General features: G+C 72.1%; 17 protein-coding genes and 2 tRNA genes. 16 read left to right on the forward strand and 3 right to left on the reverse strand.

Features of this window, described 5'->3' with window-relative positions:
- Window positions 1-52: 52 nt before the first annotated feature.
- The gene (locus V2J85_RS13775; protein ID WP_261951503.1) at window positions 53-2,140 is read right to left on the reverse strand and encodes a hypothetical protein; all 2,088 of its coding nucleotides are present in this window, start codon (window positions 2,138-2,140) and stop codon (window positions 53-55) included.
- 505 nt (window positions 2,141-2,645) lie between these two features.
- Between V2J85_RS13775 and proB the strand changes: the two genes are divergently transcribed.
- The 5 genes from proB to V2J85_RS13800 all read left to right on the forward strand — a co-directional run bounded on the left by proB (window position 2,646) and on the right by V2J85_RS13800 (window position 7,787).
- Window positions 2,646-3,764 (forward strand): glutamate 5-kinase, encoded by a 1,119-nt coding sequence (gene proB, locus V2J85_RS13780; RefSeq protein ID WP_261951504.1) that lies wholly within the window; start codon window positions 2,646-2,648, stop codon window positions 3,762-3,764.
- Window positions 3,765-4,011: 247 nt separating this feature from the next.
- Entirely contained in the window at window positions 4,012-4,509 is a 498-nt protein-coding gene (locus V2J85_RS13785; RefSeq protein WP_261951505.1) for a hypothetical protein, read from the forward strand.
- Window positions 4,510-4,581: 72 nt separating this feature from the next.
- Window positions 4,582-5,850 carry a glutamate-5-semialdehyde dehydrogenase gene (locus V2J85_RS13790; RefSeq protein WP_261951506.1) on the forward strand — a complete coding sequence of 423 codons (1,269 nt, stop codon included), beginning with the start codon at window positions 4,582-4,584 and terminating at the stop codon, window positions 5,848-5,850.
- An 87-nt stretch (window positions 5,851-5,937) separates the two neighbouring features.
- Window positions 5,938-6,555 carry an SCO2584 family spore wall biosynthesis protein gene (locus tag V2J85_RS13795; protein WP_261951507.1) on the forward strand — a complete coding sequence of 206 codons (618 nt, stop codon included), beginning with the start codon at window positions 5,938-5,940 and terminating at the stop codon, window positions 6,553-6,555.
- Window positions 6,556-6,662: 107 nt separating this feature from the next.
- The gene (locus V2J85_RS13800; RefSeq protein WP_261951508.1) at window positions 6,663-7,787 is read left to right on the forward strand and encodes an SCO2583 family membrane protein; all 1,125 of its coding nucleotides are present in this window, start codon (window positions 6,663-6,665) and stop codon (window positions 7,785-7,787) included.
- Between the two features lie 60 nt (window positions 7,788-7,847).
- Here V2J85_RS13800 and V2J85_RS13805 read toward each other — a convergent pair whose 3' ends face one another.
- Entirely contained in the window at window positions 7,848-8,936 is a 1,089-nt protein-coding gene (locus V2J85_RS13805; protein ID WP_261951509.1) for a M48 family metallopeptidase, read from the reverse strand.
- A 151-nt stretch (window positions 8,937-9,087) separates the two neighbouring features.
- Here V2J85_RS13805 and V2J85_RS13810 point away from each other — a divergent pair, with 151 nt between their 5' ends.
- From V2J85_RS13810 to V2J85_RS13850, 9 genes are all read left to right on the forward strand, one after another.
- On the forward strand, window positions 9,088-9,237 hold the full coding sequence (locus V2J85_RS13810; protein WP_261951510.1) for a hypothetical protein: 150 nt from the start codon (window positions 9,088-9,090) through the stop codon (window positions 9,235-9,237).
- A 92-nt stretch (window positions 9,238-9,329) separates the two neighbouring features.
- On the forward strand, window positions 9,330-9,539 hold the full coding sequence (locus V2J85_RS13815) for a hypothetical protein (protein WP_261957574.1): 210 nt from the start codon (window positions 9,330-9,332) through the stop codon (window positions 9,537-9,539).
- 52 nt (window positions 9,540-9,591) lie between these two features.
- Window positions 9,592-10,203, forward strand: coding sequence for a nicotinate-nucleotide adenylyltransferase (gene nadD, locus V2J85_RS13820; protein WP_051798734.1), 612 nt, complete (start codon window positions 9,592-9,594; stop codon window positions 10,201-10,203).
- 24 nt (window positions 10,204-10,227) lie between these two features.
- Window positions 10,228-12,096: an LCP family protein gene (locus V2J85_RS13825; RefSeq protein ID WP_330821732.1), complete on the forward strand. Its 1,869-nt coding sequence runs from the start codon at window positions 10,228-10,230 to the stop codon at window positions 12,094-12,096.
- A 271-nt stretch (window positions 12,097-12,367) separates the two neighbouring features.
- On the forward strand, window positions 12,368-12,802 hold the full coding sequence (rsfS, locus tag V2J85_RS13830; protein ID WP_261951512.1) for a ribosome silencing factor: 435 nt from the start codon (window positions 12,368-12,370) through the stop codon (window positions 12,800-12,802).
- Window positions 12,799-13,452 carry a histidine phosphatase family protein gene (locus V2J85_RS13835; protein WP_261957127.1) on the forward strand — a complete coding sequence of 218 codons (654 nt, stop codon included), beginning with the start codon at window positions 12,799-12,801 and terminating at the stop codon, window positions 13,450-13,452. The genes rsfS and V2J85_RS13835 overlap by 4 nt, the downstream gene beginning before the upstream one ends.
- Window positions 13,453-13,566: 114 nt before the next feature.
- A tRNA-Ala gene (locus V2J85_RS13840) sits at window positions 13,567-13,639 on the forward strand.
- A 149-nt stretch (window positions 13,640-13,788) separates the two neighbouring features.
- Entirely contained in the window at window positions 13,789-13,965 is a 177-nt protein-coding gene (locus V2J85_RS13845) for a hypothetical protein (RefSeq protein ID WP_261951513.1), read from the forward strand.
- A 3-nt stretch (window positions 13,966-13,968) separates the two neighbouring features.
- Entirely contained in the window at window positions 13,969-14,202 is a 234-nt protein-coding gene (locus V2J85_RS13850) for a hypothetical protein (RefSeq protein ID WP_030413843.1), read from the forward strand.
- A 220-nt stretch (window positions 14,203-14,422) separates the two neighbouring features.
- Here V2J85_RS13850 and V2J85_RS13855 read toward each other — a convergent pair whose 3' ends face one another.
- Window positions 14,423-15,757, reverse strand: coding sequence for a glycosyltransferase 87 family protein (locus tag V2J85_RS13855; protein ID WP_330821733.1), 1,335 nt, complete (start codon window positions 15,755-15,757; stop codon window positions 14,423-14,425).
- A gap of 155 nt (window positions 15,758-15,912) precedes the next feature.
- Between V2J85_RS13855 and V2J85_RS13860 the strand changes: the two genes are divergently transcribed.
- Both V2J85_RS13860 and V2J85_RS13865 read left to right on the forward strand, forming a co-directional pair.
- Window positions 15,913-15,985 (forward strand) — tRNA-Ala (locus tag V2J85_RS13860).
- A gap of 343 nt (window positions 15,986-16,328) precedes the next feature.
- Complete coding sequence (locus V2J85_RS13865; RefSeq protein WP_261951515.1) at window positions 16,329-18,287, forward strand: S53 family peptidase; 1,959 nt, start codon at window positions 16,329-16,331, stop codon at window positions 18,285-18,287.
- Window positions 18,288-18,494: the final 207 nt, after the last annotated feature.

The following is an 18,494-nucleotide window of genomic DNA, read 5'->3' on the forward strand; positions in this document are numbered from 1 at the left end:
CTGCGCCGGTGCTCAGGGCCGTCCGCGGAGGCCGCAGACGGCGTTCTGCGGGCTAGACGCCGGCCGTCGCGTCCGAGGTGCCGGTGGCCTCGTGCTCGGCCGTCTCCGGGCCGTCCACGCCCTCCTGCGAGCGCTGGCCGGGGATGCCGGAGAGCCGGTTCTCCATGCGGATGCGGCGCTCGTCGGCCTTGGTGCACAGATCCATCGCCGCCAGGTTGAAGCGGACCGATGACGGCGGGTCCGACGGGCCCAGCAGGTGCTCCTTGAGCTCCGCCCGCGCCGCGACGAGGGTGTCCTTCTCCCGGTCGCGGACCGCGTCGAGCAGACCGGCCACCCCGGCCGCGTCCGGCGTGAGGATCGTCGCCGCCCGGACGGTCGGGAAGTTCGCCCGGAAGTCGTCCTCGGTCATGCCCGACGTATTGGCGACCGCGTACGGCTTCTCGCTGGTCAGGTAGTCGGAGACCACGCTGGAGACATCGCTGACCAGCACGTCGGCCTGGTTGAAGCAGCTGAAGATGCCGGGGCGGGCGGTGGTGATGATCTGGTGCTCCCACTCGGGGAAGGAGTTCCAGTACGCCTCCTCCCAGGCGGTGACCGCGTCCGCGACGGCGGCCGCGCGGCCCTCGTCGGGGGTGCCCTGCAGCCGCATCCGCTCCAGCTCGTCGGCGCTCTTGCGGAACGCCGAGGTGGTCAGCGTGTCCAGCTCCTCGGCGCGGCGGGCCAGCTCGGCGGCGGCCTCCGGGCCGGGGCGCGTCCCGCTGCGCCGGCCGTTGGCCTCCGTGATCATCGCCTGGATACGGGCGTTGGCGGCGCCCGCCCGCGGGTCGACGGAACCGGTCATCGGGTGCGGCTTGTACAGCAGCCGCACGTTCTCGTCGGCGAGGAGCTCGCGGACGATGTTCTCGCCGGCCAGGATCACCGAGGTGTTGCCCGGGTTGCCGTCCCAGCCCTCCCAGGTCGGGGCGTACAGCACGGTGGTCGGCCGGCCGGCCGGGGCGCCCTCGTACGCGCGGATCGGGGACAGCTGGGGGCGGCCGACCTCGACGACGTCCTTGTCCTCCACGCCGATGTCGGCGAGCTGGTAGCGGTCGCGGGCCGCCGGGCCCGCCACCCAGACCTCGTCGTAGGCCTTGGCGTACGGGTTGCAGGAGGACAGCTTGTCGCTCTCGCCGTGGTTGATGAACGCGTGCTTGATCGACGGGATCCGGAGGATCTGCGAGGTCTTGCCGGAGTTCGCCGGGTGCAGCAGGACCTTGAGCGTGGAGTGCTCCAGGCGCATCAGGTTGGCGACCTTCGGGATGCAGACGATCGGGATGTCCGTGGCCTCGATCTTCTGCACCATGAAGCGCTCACGGAGCACGATGATCGGGTTGCCGTCCAGGGAGGCGAGCGTGCTCAGCCACATGTTGGCCTGGTAGGCCGAGGACGCGCCGCCGGAGAAGTACATGCCGACCGTCGGCCGGTACCCGGCCAGCCAGTTGTCCAGCCACTCCAGCGCCTGCTGTTCGGCGACCACGCGCTTCTTGGGCAGCAGCCAGGTGCTCAGGTAGAGGGTGCCGCCGGCCGACAGGGCCAGGGAGACGGTCAGTCCGATGCCGCCCCAGTAGGCGTCGGTCGTGATCGCGGTCACCATCATGCCGATGGTGGTGGGCACCGAGAAGCGCAGCAGCCGCCGGCCCGTCTGGCGGGACAGGATCCGCGGCGGGGCGTCGCACAGCCGCAGCTCGCCGGCGTCGATGTTGCGCGTCACGAACGGCAGGCTGCGGGTCCGGCGGACCAGCACCGCGACCGCCTGGCACACGAAGTGGGTGCCGTAGAAGAGGAGCAGCGTGATGGTGAGCGGCGCCTGCTCCTCCAGCGGGTTGATGCCGTCGATGTGCAGCAGGCCGACCAGTATCAGCATGTCGCGCAGCAGCTGGCGCACCGTGACGTCGAACCGGATCCGGCCCAGCACGGCGAGCAGGCCGGGCTGCTTGTGCTGCAGGACCAGGTCGAGGCCCAGGTTGACCACGGAGGCGGCGATGAACAGCGGGATGACGGGCAGCAGCGCACCGACGAGCTGGGCGGTGAACGCGAGCATCATCGCGAGGAGTGCCGCGAGCTGTACGGCTCGGCGGGGAACGATTCCGGCGGAAGGCACGGGGGAGGGCTCCTGGCAGCAAGAAGGTCAGGGGGGAGGCCGAGGTGGGGCGGCCGGGTCCCGCGCTGCGACGCCGCCGGAGCGGCGAAACGGGACCGATGGACACCCGACCGTATGACCTTGTTGGCCTTGGTGACAATCTGCTGTGGCTCTCATCACCGCGAAAGCGGACCAATCGAACGCAACCTCTTGGCCGTTCCGCCCGTCTTAAGGAATTCCGGGTGGGTGGCGGTGAATGCAGGAAATACGGCCGTGGGAAGAAGCCTTCGGCCGTACGGGGCGGGCGGACCGGAGGGCGCTCCTCCGTATTGTTCCAGCCACTTCATGGTGGCGTTCGCCACCCGGACGGCCCGGTCACCGTTCCGCCGGACGTCCGCCAGGCGATATCGGCACGCGCCGGCGGGCCGCACTGCCGTAGATTGCGCCCGTAGGGACGTGTACGGGACGGTCCGGGACCACCCGTACGGCGGCCGGGAAACAGGCGAGCAGTACAGGGGTACAGCAGGTGGCAGGCGCAAGGCAGGACGTCGCTCACGCCCGGCGGATCGTGGTCAAGGTGGGCTCGTCCTCACTGACCACGGCCGCCGGCGGACTGGACGCGGACCGGGTCGACGCGCTGGTGGACGTGCTGGCCAAGCACCAGGACAAGGAGATCGTGCTGGTCTCCTCCGGTGCCATCGCGGCCGGCCTGGCCCCGCTGGGCCTGGACCGGCGGCCCCGCGACCTGGCCCGCCAGCAGGCCGCCGCCAGCGTCGGCCAGGGCCTGCTGGTCGCCCGCTACACCGCCTCCTTCGCCCGCTACGGCCGGCGCGTCGGCCAGGTCCTGCTGACCTCCGACGACACCAGCCGCCGGGCCCACTACCGCAACGCCTACCGGACCCTGGACCAGCTGCTGGCCATGGGCGCCGTGCCGATCGTCAACGAGAACGACACGGTCGCCACCGACGAGATCCGCTTCGGCGACAACGACCGGCTGGCCGCGCTGGTCGCCCACCTCGTCCGCGCCGACCTGCTGATCCTGCTGTCCGACGTGGACGGCCTCTACGACGGCGACCCGGCCACCCCGGGCACCTCGCGGATAGCCGAGGTCCGTGGTCCCAAGGACCTGGAGGGCGTCTCCATCGGGAGCGCGGGCAAGGCCGGCGTGGGCACCGGCGGCATGGTCACCAAGGTCGAGGCCGCCCGGATCGCCGCCGCGGCCGGCGTCCCGGTCATCCTGACCTCCGCCGTGCACGCCGCGGAGGCGCTGGCCGGCGGGCCCACGGGCACGCACTTCCTGCGGACCGGGCGGCGCTCCGCCGACCGGCTGCTGTGGCTCGCGCACGCCTCCACGCCGCGTGGCGCCCTCGTCCTGGACGACGGGGCGGTGCGGGCCGTCGTCGAGCGGCACTCCTCGCTGCTGCCCGCCGGTATCGCCGCGGTGGAGGGCGAGTTCTCGGCCGGCGACCCGGTCGAGCTGCGGGACGGCGGGGGCCGGGCGATCGCCCGCGGCCTCGTCAATTTCGACGCCCGGGAAATCCCCCGATTGATTGGCCGTTCGACCCGCGATCTCGCCCGTGAGCTGGGCCCCGCCTACGAGCGGGAGGTCGTGCACCGCGACGATCTGGTGCTGCTGCACCACTGACGCCGTCGCGCCCCCGCCGGCGGCCGGCACGGCACCGGCACCCGCCCCGCCCGTGGTACGCGGACCGGTCTTTCCCGCGAGAGCTTGGCAAAAACGCCCCCGCGACGGCCCGCGGACTGGTCAACTTTGTTGCGGGGCGCCACAGGGGAGGGGTGCCCGCCGCGCGCAAGCGCACCCGTCGACGTACCACCCAGTCGGCCCCGCAACCGCCCGGGGGCCGAGCAATTCGCAACACAGGAGGCCGCCGGTGAGACGAGGGCGCCCAGGGGCACCGCCCCGAGGGACGGCGGAGCGCGCACTGACCAGCGTCGGACCCGGCTTGGCCGCCGGCCGGCCCGAGGACGAGGACCTGGGGGAGCGCAGCCGGACCGCGCGGCCAACCACGGAGAGTGACCGTGTGGAGGCGTCCCGGCTCTGGCACATCACCCTCAGCGTCTCGGGGGCCGAGGCCCCGCTGCGGGAGGTCCGGCGGGCGCTGGAGCAGCTCGCGCACGACCATCCCTTCCTGCTGACCAGCCGCTACGCCAACGACCACGCCGAGATCCGCTACTGGGAGGAGGCCCGCGACCTGCACGACGCCGCGGCGGTCGCCCTGCGGCTCTGGGGCGAGCACCGCTCGACGGCCAAACTGCCCCCGTGGGAGATCGTCGGCCTGGAGGTCATCGACCGGGAGACGTACCACCAGCGCATCGCCGAGGGCTACGGGCCGCCACCGGCCGCACCCGTGGGCGTGCACCCGTTCTGACCGGTGGCCCGCCGCGTTCCGCGCTGTGAGATACCCCCTGGCCGCGGCCTGCCCGCCCGATAGGCTGCGGCCATGACCAGCAGCGCATCGCAGACCTCACCCGTCCTCGACACCGCCCGCCGCGCGCGGGAGGCGGCCGCCGTCCTGGCGCCACTGCCGCGGACGGCCCGCGACGCCGCGCTGCTCGCCATCGCCGACGCCCTGGTGGAGCGGACCGAGGAGATCGTCGCCGCCAACGCCCAGGACATCGCCAAGGCCCGTCAGGCCGGCACCGCCGAGTCGATCGTGGACCGGCTCACCCTCACCCCGGAGCGGATCGCGGCGATCGCCGCGGACGTCCGCCAGGTCGTGGCGCTGCCCGACCCGGTCGGCGAGGTGGTCCGCGGCTCGACCCTGCCCAACGGCCTCGACCTGCGCCAGGTCCGGGTCCCGCTCGGCGTGATCGGCATCATCTACGAGGCCCGCCCCAATGTGACGGTGGACGCCGCCGCCCTCTGCCTGAAGTCCGGCAACGCCGTGCTGCTGCGCGGCTCGTCCTCCGCCTACGCCTCCAACAGCGCACTGGTGGACGTGCTGCGCGACGCCGTCCGGAGCGCCGGGCTGCCCGCCGACGCCGTCCAGCTGGTGCCCGGCGAGAGCCGCGACTCGGTGCGCGAGCTGATGCGCGCCCGCGGCCTGGTCGACGTGCTGATCCCGCGCGGCGGCGCCTCGCTGATCCGTACGGTCGTCGAGGAGTCCACCGTCCCGGTGATCGAGACCGGCACCGGCAACTGCCACGTCTACGTCGACGAGGCCGCCGACCTCGACATGGCGATCGACATCCTGATCAACTCCAAGGCCCAGCGGCCCAGCGTCTGCAACGCCGCCGAGACCGTGCTGGTGCATGCCGGGATCGCCGAGAAGTTCCTGCCGCGCGCCCTGGAGGCGCTCACCGAGGCCGGCGTGGTCGTGCACGGCGACGCCGCCTGGCAGCAGGCCGGCCCCGGGCTGGTCGCCCCCGCCACGGACGAGGACTGGGCGACGGAGTACCTCTCGTACGACATCGCGGCCGCCGTGGTGCCCGACCTGGAGGCGGCGGTCGCGCACATCCGGCGCTGGTCCTCCGGGCACACCGAGGCGATCGTCACCACCTCGCAGGCCGCGGCCCGCCGATTCACCCAGTTGGTGGATTCCACGACCGTCGCGGTCAACGCCTCGACCCGCTTCACGGACGGCGGCCAGTTCGGTTTCGGCGCCGAGATCGGCATTTCCACCCAGAAGCTGCACGCCCGCGGCCCCATGGGCCTGCCGGAGCTGACCTCCACCAAATACATCGTCACCGGCGATGGCCACACCCGCTGACGCCGGCCCCGGATTTCCCGTCCCCGCAGCCCCGTTCTCTGTGCTTTCTCCCTGCCCAAAATGGCCCCCCGGGGCTAACCTGGACGGGTGCCGTACGACGTGGGGGGCACGCCGTTCCCGGACGGCGAAGAGCCCGACGAGCACCACCACGGGAGCCACGGAAAAGCGGATGAGGAATTCGCTTCCGTGGTCTTCGACGAGGAATTCGTCCGGTCCGCGCGGATCCACGAACCCTCGGCGGTCGAGCGGATGCTGGCCGCCGCCGAGGCGCGCGCCGAGGCCGAGGCGGCCCGCTCGGCCCCCGGTTTCGGCCCCGACGCAGCGGACGACCCCGATGCGTACGGCGACCCGCGGCACCGCGGTGCGTACGGCGGGTACGAGGACGACGACTACGACGACCGGCCGTACGGCCCCTACGGTGGCTCGCTGCGGCCCTACCGCGGCAGCACCCGCTGGCACCGGCCGGTGGCCTGGGTCCTGGCCGTGGTCATGGGCATCGGGCTGGTCGCGCTGGCCTTCAGCGCCGTCTACCGCGGCGCGTCCGGGCGCAACCAGAGCCCGGCGCCGGCACCCACGTCCAGCGGTGTCGACGCCCCGGCCACCGGCGGCGCGGACAGCGTCCGTACGGCGCGCCCCGGCCTGCCGTCGCTGCCGTCCGCCGAGACCGTGCGCCCGTCATTTTCCGCCGGCACCCAGGCACAGTGACACCGCCGCGCGTTGCCCGCATCCGGGGCGCCCGAAACGGAACGGTGCGCTGAAGTTGCCCGCCGCCCCGGCGTTTACCTTTGCCCCGGCCGACCTACTCTTGTTGTATGACCGGGCCTGGTGACCCTCCCGAAGGGACGCCCAACGGCGCCCCGGGAGGCGGTGAGGACGAGTACCGATCCGTCGTCTTCGACGAATCGTTCGTGCGCGCTGCGCGGCTGCAGGAATTCTCCGCCGACGAACGGCTCGGCGAGCACCACGCACCGGCGGTGAAGACCCGGCGCGCCTGGATGCGGCTGGGGGGTTCCCGGCAGGCGATCCTCCTGGTGCTGCTGATCGTGCTGGCCTTCGGCACCGCCGTCTACATGGGCATCCGGCACCCCTACAAGACCCCCGAGCCGGCCCGGGTGCAGCCGTTGCGGTCGGCCGTCGTGCCGCTCGCGCCGAGCGGGGAGGTGCCCGGCGGGACGCCCGAGGACCTCTTCGCGCACAGCCCCGCGGCGAACTACCGGGTCGGCGCCGCGGGCGTGAACCTGCCCACGGTCTCCCGCACCGACCACTTCTCCGACGGCCAGATCGTCTCCGCGCTGACCATCGCCAAGGACTACCTCGTCCGCTCCTCGCTGGACCCGGACACCGTCACCGGCGGTTCCGTACGGCCGCTGCGGCTGCTGCTCGACACCGGCCAACTCGACCAGTTCGACCGGAGCTTGGCGCACCCCGACGACAACGGCCACGACGCCGCCACCGGCTGGCTGGTCCGCTTCGACCCCCGACAGACCCGCCTCGCCGACCGGAACGTACGGGTCAACGGCACGCTGTCCGCCGCGGAGTTGAGCCCGGACGCGCTGGAGGTCACCGCGGACTACACCTTCGTCTACGCCGTCCAACCCGCCCCCGGCGCCCGGCAGGCCGCGGCCGGCCAGGACGTCGGCAAGGCCACCGCGGGCGCCGCCTCGCTGGTCACCGTGCGGCGCGAGATGCACTTCCGGCTGGGCCGCGACGACCTGGCCGACCACCGCCTGGAGGTGCTGCAGAGCAGCCTGCAGGCCGGGCCGCTGGCCTGCTCCTCGCAGCCGGCCGACGCGCTGCACCCGCTCTTCGCGGGACAGCACGCCGGCAGCGACCGCCCGGCCGGCACCGACCCCTACGCCAGGGACCGGGCCAACCCCTCGCTGTGCGGTCAGCTGGCGCCGTCCGCCGAGCCGAAGCCGGCCCACCCGATCCGCTAGGCGGCCTAGGACCCGCCGGGCGTGCGGGCCGCTCCACCGGGGGTCGTGCGGGCCGCTCCGTCAGGCTTCCGAGCCGTTGGGCCGGTCCGTGCCGTTGGCGCCGCCCTGGCCGCCGCGCGAGCCGCCGCCGAAGACCGTGTCCCGCAGCTTGCCGCCCAAGTCGCCCGCGCCGCCCGCGATATCGCGGACCAGGCCCATCAGCGGGTCCTTGCTGTTGCGGACCGAATCGGCGTAGTGCGCCGCGGAGTCCCGGAACGAGTCGGACACCGAGGCGTCCTTGTCCTCGTCGCGGCGGGGGTAGTGGCCGTCCATGATCCGCTGGTAGTCGCGGCTGGCCGCCCACTTCTTCAGCTCGGCCGCCCGCACGGTGGTGAACGGGTGGCTGCGCGGCAGGAGGTTGAGGATCTTCAGCACGGAGTCGCGCAGGTCGCCGCCCGACTCGTACTCGTCGGCCTGCTTGAGGAAGGCGTCGACGTTCATCTCGTGCAGGTGATTGCCGCCGGCCAGCTTCATCAGGCCGCGCATCGAGGCCTGCAGGTCCTGACCGACCAGCAGCCCGGCGCGGTCCGCCGACAGCTCGGACTTGCGGAACCACTCGCGCAGCGCCGTCACGATCGCCATGATCGCGACGTTGCCCAGCGGGATCCAGGCGACCTTCATGGCGAGGTTCGTCAGGAACAGCAGGATCGTGCGGTAGACCGCGTGCCCGGAGAGGGCGTGGCCGACCTCGTGGCCGACGACCGCCCGCATCTCCTCCTCGTCGAGCAGCTCGACGAGACCGGTCGTCACCACGATGATCGGCTCGTCCAGGCCGATGCACATGGCGTTGGGCTGCGGGTCCTGATTGACGTACATCGGCGGGACCTTCTCCAGGTCCAGGATGTAGCAGGCGTCGCGCAGCATGTCGTTCAGGTGCGAGAACTGCTGGTCGCCGACGCGCACCGAGTCCGACAGGAACAGCAGCCGGAGGCTGCGCTCCGGCAACAGGCCGCTGAGCGTCTTGAAGACGGTGTCGAACCCGCTGAGCTTGCGCAGGGCGACCAGCGCCGAGCGGTCCGCGGGGTGCTCGTACGACCGCGAGGAGATTCCGGGGAATCGCCGCCGGTCCCGGCTCGGTACGTGCGCGCTGCCGTCTGGGCTCTCCGTCATTGGGGCCTCCCCCTCTTCGACTGCGTGAGTTTCAGACTAGAGGACGCCACCGACAGGCGAATGGATGCTCGGGCGTACGCTGGCGATCGCACCAATGACCGCACAGGCCCGTACAAAAGACCCGCCGGGCCGGTACCCGAGGAGCGCCGCCATGCCGCATCCGAGCCTGCTGCTCGCCGCAGCCGAGGAGACCGCCAGGGACGGCGGCCCCGGATGGATCCTGCGCACCGTGATCATCGGCGGCGTGCTCGGCGCCGTCCTGCTCGCGTGGTTCCTGCTGCGCGGCTACGGCCAGGACTGACCGGCCGGGGGCCGCGCCCGGAGGCGTGCGGACGCGGCCGGGCGCATCCGGGTGGAGTCGCCGTGAGCCGGCGGTGAGCCGACGCTTACGATGTGGTGGAAGTCTCTGCCCGCACCGAGCCCGGATTGGTCCTGCTGACGATGAGCCTGCACACCACCGCACAGTCCCTGGTTTCCCTCGCCGCCGAACCCGGCCACGAGGGCGGTCACGCCAGCCTCAGCCCTTTCGTGACCGGCGGCGGTGCCCTGTTTGTCCTGCTCCTCCTGCTGTGGGTCACGACCCGCTTCAACCGGGACCGCTGAGCCCCGGCACCCGGCCCCCGGCATCGCGCGCCGCCCAGTAGGGTCTGCACGCATGGGAGAGCACACAGGGCCCGTGAAGCGGCGACTCGGAGTGATGGGCGGGACGTTCGACCCGATCCATCACGGACACCTCGTCGCCGCCAGCGAGGTGGCCAGCCAGTTCCACCTCGACGAGGTCATCTTCGTGCCGACCGGGCAGCCGTGGCAGAAGAGCCACAAGAAGGTGTCCCCGGCCGAGGACCGGTACCTGATGACGGTCATCGCGACCGCCTCGAACCCGCAGTTCTCCGTCAGCCGCATCGACATCGACCGCGGCGGCAAGACGTACACGATAGACACGCTGCGTGATCTGCGCGCGGAGCACCGTGACGCGGATCTGTTCTTCATCACCGGCGCCGACGCGCTCAGCCAGATCCTGACCTGGCACGATGCCGCGGAGCTGGTGTCGCTCGCCCACTTCATCGGGGTGACCAGGCCCGGCCACGTCCTCGCGGACCCCGGGCTGCCCGAGGGGGCGGTGTCCCTGGTCGAGGTGCCCGCGCTGGCCATCTCCTCGACCGACTGCCGGGCGCGCGTCGCCCAGGGGGATCCGGTCTGGTACCTGGTGCCGGACGGTGTGGTGCGCTACATCGACAAAAAACAGCTGTACCGCAACGACCGCTGACGGGGCTGACGGAAAGGGGCACCGGTGAGCGACCGACACGATCCGTACGGGCCGCAGGACCCGTATGCCCGCGACCCTTACGCCCAGGAGCAACCAGGGCAGCAGGGGCAGCCGGGCTACACCTACGACGCCTACGGGCAGCCGGTCTACCACGACGCCGCCCGGCCGCCGTACGAGCAGCAACACGACCCGTACGGCGGGCACTCCGCCCCGTCCGCCTACGAGGGCTACGACCCGTACGGCACCGCGCAGGGCCACCAGGCGCAGCAGACCTACCAGGGTCACCAGGGGCAGCAGGCCGGCGTGGACTACGGCTACGACCCCTACGGCCGCGGCCAGGTCCAGGCCGACCCCGGCTACCCCCAGCAGTACGACCCGTACGGCCGGCCCCAGCAGGCGTCCCCCCAGCAGGCACCGCCGCAGCAGGTCCCTCCGCAGGAGTGGATCCCGCAGCAGGCCCAGCAGTCGCCGTACGAGCAGCTCTCCTACGAGGAGCAGCGCCACGGCGCACCGGCACCCGGTGGCCGCGAGGACGCCCGGCAGCCGGGCGGCGGGCGCCGCGCCCCCTCGGACGGTCCGGCGGCGGCGACGCCCGGCGGCCCGGCCGACAGGTCCGGCGGCGCCTCTTCCGGTGACCCGGAGTACCAGACCGAGCAGTTCTCCTTCATCGAGGAGCCCGACGAGGACTCCGAAGACGTCATCGACTGGCTGAAGTTCACCGAGAGCCGCACCGAGCGGCGCGAGGAGGCCAAGCGGCGCGGCCGCAGCCGGATCATCGCGCTGTCGGTCGTGCTGGTCCTCCTGGTGGCCGGAGGCGCCGGCTACCTGTGGTGGGCGGGCAAGCTGCCGGGACTGGCCGGGCCGGGCGCCGGCCGGACCGCCGCGGCCGGCGGCCAGAAGCGCGACGTCCTCGTCGTGCACCTGCGGGACACCAAGACGGGCAACAGCTCGACCGCGCTCCTGGTGGACAACGAGACCACCCACAAGGGCACCACCGTCCTGCTGCCCAACAGCCTCGTGGTCCCCAAGGACGACGGCAGCGCCACCACCCTCGGCAAGTCCGTGAAGGACGACGGTGCCGAGCCCACCCGGGACGCCCTCAACAGCCTCCTGGGCGCCGATCTGAAGGCCACCTGGCGGCTGGACACGCCCTACCTGGAGAACCTCGTCGAGACGGTCGGCGGCATCACCCTCGACACCGACGCCACCGTGCCCGGCGCCAAGAAGGGCGCCTCCCCGGTGGTCAAGCAGGGCCGGGCCCAGGACCTGGGCGGCCAGGCGGCCGTCGCCTACGCCACCTACCAGGCGCCCGGCGAGCCCCAGACCCGGCAGCTCCAGCGCTTCGGCCAGGTCATGCAGGCGACGCTGAAGAAGGTCTCCAGCGATTCGGACGGCGCCACCGCCACCGTCAAGGCGCTCCTCCAGGTCCTCGACCCGCCGCTCACCGAGGCCCAGCTGGGCAGCTCGCTGGCGCAGCGCGCAGAACTGGCGAAGACCGGCGCCTACCGCACGACCCTGCTGCCCGTACAGACCGATGGGACGCTCAGCCAGGGCACCGCGGCCGGCGTCGTCAAGGACGTGCTCGGCGGCACGGTCAAGAAGACCGCCCCCGACTCCACCGCCCGGGTGGCCGTCCGCAACGCCACCGGCAACAAGGCGGCCACCGGAAAGGCGCAGGTCGCCCTGCTCAACGGCGGCTACAGCTTCGTCGACGACGGCGCCGAGGGCGCGGCCCGGGCCACCTCCCGGGTCACGTACGCGGACGCCGCCTCGAAGGCGAAGGCCGCCGAGGTCGCCAAGACGCTGGGCCTGCCGGCGGGCGCGGTCCGACAGGGCAAGGGCGCCGGGAACGCCGACATCACGGTGGTCCTCGGCCAGGACTACAAGGGCTGACGGGAGGGGCGGGCGGTCCACCGGACCGGCCCGCCCCGACCGGTCACCGGTGGGCCGTCGGATCCGCCGCCACCGCCCTGACCAGCCCGGATGTGCGATCTGACCGGCTGGTTCGAAAACCCTGCCGGGAGTGTCAGTGGTCCGTGAGACCCTTGAGGGGTACCTGACCGCCGATCCGGTTGCCCACGGGGACTGCGGCGCGCGCCGCGGCGGGGCCGAGCCCCGCCCCGTGACCGGCCGGAGAAGCAGCCCTCGACCCGGAAAGCCGCTTGTGACCGCCACGGACCGCTCCATCGAGCTCATCAACGCCGCAGCCCAGGCCGCGGCCGACAAGCTCGCGCACGACATCATCGCGTACGACGTCAGTGACGTCCTCTCGATCACCGATGCCTTCCTGCTGGCCTCGGCCCCCAGCGACCGCCAGGTGAAGTCGATCGTCGACGAGATCGAGGAACGGCTCTCCAAGGACCTCGGCGCCAAGCCGGTCCGCCGTGAGGGCGACCGCGAGGCCCGCTGGGTGCTGCTCGACTACGTCGACATCGTCGTGCACGTCCAGCACAGCGAGGAGCGTGTGTTCTACGCGCTCGAGCGGCTGTGGAAGGACTGCCCGGAGATCGACCTCCCCGAGGACGCCAAGGCCACCCGCGGCAAGGCCGCCGCGCACGCCGAGGCCACTGCGGGCGGGCAGGACGGAGAGCTGCTCTGAACGGCACGAAGCGGGCGTCGGGCCGCCGCATCGTCCTGTGGCGGCACGGCCAGACGGCCTGGAATCTGGAGCGCCGCTTCCAGGGCTCCACGGACATCGAGCTGACGGACGCGGGCCTGGCCCAGGCCCGGCGCTCGGCCCGGCTGCTCGCCGCGCTGCGGCCGGACGCGATCATCGCCTCCGACCTCAGCCGCGCGGCCGCCACGGCGAGCGAGCTGGCCACGCTCACCCGGCTCGACGTGACCCATGACGCGGCCCTGCGCGAGACGTACGCGGGCTCCTGGCAGGGGCTGACCCACGAGGAGATCCTCGCGCGCTACGGCGAGCAGTACACCGCCTGGAAGCGCGGGGAGCCGGTGCGGCGCGGTGGCGGCGAGCTGGAGACCGAGGTGGCCGACCGGGCCGCCCCCGTGGTGCTCAACCACGCCGACAAGCTGCCCGAGAACGGCACCCTGGTCGTGGTCAGCCACGGCGGCACGATCCGCACCACCATCGGGCGGCTGCTCGGCCTGGAGGCCCACCACTGGGAGGGCCTGGGCGGGCTGTCGAACTGCTGCTGGTCCGTGCTCGGCGAGGGCGCGCGCGGCTGGCGGCTGTTGGAGCACAACGCCGGCACCCTGCCGGAGCCGGTGCTCGGCGACGACGTCTGACCCCCGCCGGGGGCCCGGGCGGACCCGGATTTCACATCTGGGCAGGTCGCAGGCTAAAGTTCATCTTGTTCGCGGCGCCGCCGGGGAAAACCCCGGAGGAGCGGAACAAGACCCGGGGCTATAGCTCAGTTGGTAGAGCGCCTGCATGGCATGCAGGAGGTCAGGAGTTCAATTCTCCTTAGCTCCACAACCCGGATGATCCCGCCTCCAAATGGAGGCGGGATCATTGCGTATGTGCGGACCCGCGCACGGCCAGGCCCGCTGCGAAGACGGACCTGACCTGGTGGGCCGTCCGTGGCAGAATCGGACGGCGCCGCCAGGGGAGGAGAGACAGCGATGCCCACGAGCATCCTCGGGGAGGTCGACGGCCTGCTCGACGTCGCTGCGGCGGGCGCCGGTACCGGCTCCGCCCTGCAGTGCCCCTCGTGCGGGTCGTCACACGTCGCGCAGGTGCTGGGCGACAACGGCGGCATCTCCTTCGTTTGTACGGCCTGCGGCCACAGTTGGAGCTGATGGATGGGCGCCCACAGCAGGAAATGTGACTGGTGCGGCAGCGGAACGCCGATCGTGCGCGACATGGAGCCGGTCAACACCGACTACCAGTACTGGTGCGAGGAATGCGCCCGTGCCCTGGTCATAAAGGGCGACCCGATCGAGACCTACCGGGAGCTCGACGGGGAGCCGATCTACGGGCGGTTGCTCGACGAGCACTGCACGCTCAAGCGCTTCTACTCGTTCGCCACGGCCTGACCGGCGCCGCCCGCCAACTGGCGCCCGTTCCGAACATCTTGGGACGGATGAGCACGCCGTTCTGGCGCTCTTCCCGGCATCTCCGGAGTCTTCCGGGCACTTCCGCACGGTTCCGGTCGGTTCCGGTCGTTTCCGGTCGGGCGGAACTGCCGTGAGTCTGCCCGGCGTTGGACCGGACGACGGCATACCGGCCGGCACACCGACCGGCGTCCCGGTCGCGTCAATCGCGGGTGGCGGGGGAGCGGTTGGCCCGCCACAGCCGGGCCCCGGCCAGGGCCAGCACGGCCAGTCCGGCGAGCGGATAGACGTCGGAGAGCAGCATCTGGATGCCGTTCTGGTGCAGTTCCTGGTGCTGGTGCCAGCGGTGCGGCACCCACCACAGGGCGAAGGAGCAGAAGAGGAGGCCGAGCGTGACGGTGGTCACCCACCAGCGGCGCGCGCCGGTGCTGGTCCGGTCGAGCGCCTCGGAGCCGAGCAGGACCAGCATCGGCACGCACCACACCCAGTGGTGGGACCAGGAGATCGGGCTGATCAGGAGGGCGGTGGCGGCGCAGGCGACGGCCGCCCAGGCGCGCCCGCCGTCGGCCGGGGACGCCGTCGGCCCGCGCAGCAGCGCCCCGGCGGCCAGCGCGAGGCCGGCGAGCGCGGTCAGCCCGGCCAGTACGGCCCAGGAGGCGCCGGGGTCGTGGGTGTGCAGCAGCCGGGCGAGCGCGCCGCGCAGCGACTGGTTCGCGGTGATCTCCACCTCACCGACCCGGTCGGCGGCGAAGACGATCCCGGTCCAGAAGCGGTGCGAGTCGCGGGGCAGTGCGAGGGCGGAGAGGACGGCGGTGGCGAGGAAGGTCGCGGTGGCGACGGCGGCCTGCCGCAGCCAGGGGTTCCAGGCGGCGCGCGGACCGGCGCCGGAGTGCAGGCGCTGCCCGGCCCGTACGGCGCCGGCCACGGCCAGGAAGACGGCGAACAGCGCCGGTGTGAGCTTGATGCCGGCCGCGATACCGATGCCGATACCCGCGAGCCGCTGGGTGTCCTTGCGGGTCAGGTCCCACAGCACGAGCGCGGCGAGCAGCAGGTTGATCTGGCCGTAGCGCAGCGTCGTCCACACCGGTTCGCACCACACCAGCAGTGCTGAGACCGCCAGGGTGGCGGCCGGCCGGGGCAGCCGCCGGGGCCGGCCCGCCAGGCGCAGCGAGAGGTCGACGACCGCGATGAGCAGCAGCAGGTTCCCGGCGGTGGCCAGGGTGCGCATCGCCGGGACGCCGAGGAGGGTGAGCGGGGTGAAGAGCAGCGCCGCGAAGGGCGGGTAGGTGTTGGGCAGGTGGGCCGAGGTGGCCACCATGTCGTAGAGGGACCCGCCGTCGCGGACGGTCAGACCCTCGGCCCGGTAGACCATGAGGTCGATCATCGTGACGTGCGCGAGCCGCTGGGCGATCCAGAAGGCGGTGAAGGAGACCAGGCAGGCCAGGGCCGCCGCGGCCGTCGGGTGGCGGCGCAGGACGCCCTTGCCGGGGTGCGGGCCGCCGGGGTCGGTGGACTGTTCCAGCTCCAGCGCGGTCACGGCGTACGGCTCCCCCAGGACGAATCGGGCACGGCCTGCCGACAGTACCGCGCGCCCCGTCCAAGGGCCCTCGGGAGAACGATTTGGCAGAAGGCGGGGAGGTCCGTGTAATGTAGGCGATGCCGCAGCGGGGAACCGGGCGGAAAACAAAATACGGGGCTATAGCTCAGTTGGTAGAGCGCCTGCATGGCATGCAGGAGGTCAGGAGTTCAATTCTCCTTAGCTCCACAGAGACAGAACAGGCCGTCCATCGCGGACGGCCTGTTCTGCTGTGTGCGTCCGGCTCACGGGTGGGGCGAATGCTGGGCTTGTGGCGTGACGGTAGGTCAAGTCCGTGTCCGCTATGGCGGATTCACTGTTCGCCGGATGGTCATTCCTGACCAGTCCTTGCCATTCCTTGGCTTCTTCTTGGTGATCACATTCCCCTGACATGAACAGTTCACCGAAAGAGTGGCGAATCGCGTGTGAGCGTCACATCCACCGCATGCACCGCTCGTGAGGTGCCGCGCATCGGCGCACCGGCGCACCGCGTCACCCCGCAGCGCATCGCATCGCCACAGCAGGGGGTTACATGAGATCAAGCCACACCGGATCACCGCGCGTCCGCGCCGGTCTGGCCTGGGCAGCCGCGCTGCCCCTGGTCGCCGGCGCGCTCGCACTCGGCGCGCCCGCCGCCGACGCCGCGGGCCACGACGGTGGCCGGCACGCGCTTCTGGGCACCAAGCCCCTGTGGGCCACCAAGCAGGCCGACCAGGGCGCCACCGCCGACTCCGCGGCCGTCAGCGCCCGGGTCTACCTCGCCGGCCGCGACGCCAAGGGCCTGGCCGCCTACGCCCGGGCCGTGTCCGACCCGCACTCGGCCGCGTACGGGAAGTACCTGAGCGCCGCGCAGACGCGGGCCCGCTTCGGTGCCACCCGTGACCAGATAGCCAAGGTGACCGACTGGCTGACGAAGTCCGGCCTGAAGGTCACCGGCACCACCAACCGCTACCTCACGGTCACGGGCGACGCGGCCGCCGCCGAGCAGGCCTTCGCCACCGACCTGCACAACTACCGCAAGGGCGGGCACACTTACCACGCCCCGTCGACCACCGCCTCCGCGCCCGCCACGCTGGCCGACGCGGTGCTCACGGTCACCGGCCTGGACAACGCGCCGAAGCTCGCCAAGCACCACTCCGGCGAACTGCCGCCCCCGGAGGACGTCTTCCGGAACTCCGGCCCGTTCTCCTCGTACTACGGCTCCCGCACCAACAAGAAGCTGCCGTCCGCCTACGGGAGCAAGGCGCCGTACGCGGTCAAGGGCTACACCGGCAAGCAGCTGCGGGCCGCCTACGGGGCGAAGAAGTGGACCGGCAAGGGCGTCACCGTCGCGATCACCGACGCCTTCGCCTCGCCGACGATCTCCAAGGACGCCGCCACCTACGCGGCCCGCAACGGCGACGCCGCGTACCGCCGCGGCCAGCTCTCCCAGGTGCTGCCCAACAAGTACACGCACATCGACGAGTGCGGCGCGGCCGGTTGGTACGGCGAGGAGACCCTCGACGTCGAGGCCGTCCACGCGGTCGCCCCGGCCTCCGACGTCGTCTACGTCGGCGCCTCGTCCTGCATGGACGACGACCTGATCGACTCGCTCGGCAAGATCGTCGACGGTCACCTCGCCGACATCGTCTCCAACTCCTGGGGCGACATCGAGGCGAACGAGACCCCGGACGTGGCCGCCGCCTACGACCAGCTCTTCCAGCAGGGCGCGGTCCAGGGCATCGGCTTCTACTTCTCCTCCGGCGACAACGGTGACGAGGTCGCCAACACCGGCACCAAGCAGGTCGACACCCCGGCGAACTCCGCCTGGGTGACCGCGGTCGGCGGCACCTCCCTGGCCGTCGGCAAGCACGACACGTACCAGTGGGAGACCGGCTGGGGCACCCAGAAGGCCCTGCTCTCCAAGGATGGCAACAGCTGGGCCGGCTTCCCCGGCGCCTTCAACGGAGGGGCCGGCGGCGGCGTCAGCAAGACCGTCCCGCAGCCCTTCTACCAGCGCGGAGTCGTTCCGGACTCGCTGTCCAACTCCCTCCTGAAGGGCCGGATGCGCACCGTTCCGGACATCTCCGCGGTCGCCGACCCCAACACCGGCTTCCTGGTGGGCCAGACCCAGACCCTGCCCGGCGGCAAGCTCGGCTACGACGAGTACCGCATCGGCGGCACCTCCCTGGCCGCCCCGGTCATCGCCGGCGTCCAGGCGCTCGCCCAGCAGGCCCGGCACGGTGTGGCCATCGGCTTCGCCAACCCCGGCATCTACCAGCGCTACGGCACGTCCGCCTACCACGACGTCACCGACCACCCGCTGGGCGCCGGGCGTGACCTCGCCGTCGTCCGCGTGGACTACGTCAACGGCACCGACGGCAGCAAGGGCACCACGACCTCGCTGCGCAGCCTCGGCAAGGACAGCTCCCTGCACGCCGTCGTCGGCTACGACGACGTCACCGGTGTGGGCAGCCCCAGCGCCGGCTACGTGAGCTCCTACCGTCCCTGACGGACCGCGCGGCCCGCGCCGGGGAATCCTCGGCGCGGGCCCCGCACGCCCTGCGGTACCCTGGCGCCATGCGTGCCGTACGCCTTCTGCTTAGCGGGCCGCGCTGATCAGTGCCGACGGATGACAGACCCGTCGGAATCGGCGCGGCGTCCCCTCCTGTGCGAGGGGTCTTTTTGTTTCCGGAGTTCCGGGGACAAGGTCCGGGAC

Origin of the sequence: Streptomyces bugieae (assembly GCF_036352915.1) — a bacterium.
GTDB classification, from domain to species: domain Bacteria; phylum Actinomycetota; class Actinomycetes; order Streptomycetales; family Streptomycetaceae; genus Streptomyces; species Streptomyces endophytica.

Coding starts and splice junctions, on each gene's coding strand:
- V2J85_RS13790 (WP_261951506.1), top strand. CDS start 4,582: ATGACCAGCAGCGCATCGCAGACCTCACCCGTCCTCGACACCGCCCGC.
- V2J85_RS13805 (WP_261951509.1), bottom strand. CDS start 8,936: ATGACGGAGAGCCCAGACGGCAGCGCGCACGTACCGAGCCGGGACCGG.
- nadD (WP_051798734.1), top strand. CDS start 9,592: ATGGGAGAGCACACAGGGCCCGTGAAGCGGCGACTCGGAGTGATGGGC.
- V2J85_RS13845 (WP_261951513.1), top strand. CDS start 13,789: ATGCCCACGAGCATCCTCGGGGAGGTCGACGGCCTGCTCGACGTCGCT.
- V2J85_RS13800 (WP_261951508.1), top strand. CDS start 6,663: ATGACCGGGCCTGGTGACCCTCCCGAAGGGACGCCCAACGGCGCCCCG.
- V2J85_RS13810 (WP_261951510.1), top strand. CDS start 9,088: ATGCCGCATCCGAGCCTGCTGCTCGCCGCAGCCGAGGAGACCGCCAGG.
- V2J85_RS13865 (WP_261951515.1), top strand. CDS start 16,329: ATGAGATCAAGCCACACCGGATCACCGCGCGTCCGCGCCGGTCTGGCC.
- V2J85_RS13850 (WP_030413843.1), top strand. CDS start 13,969: ATGGGCGCCCACAGCAGGAAATGTGACTGGTGCGGCAGCGGAACGCCG.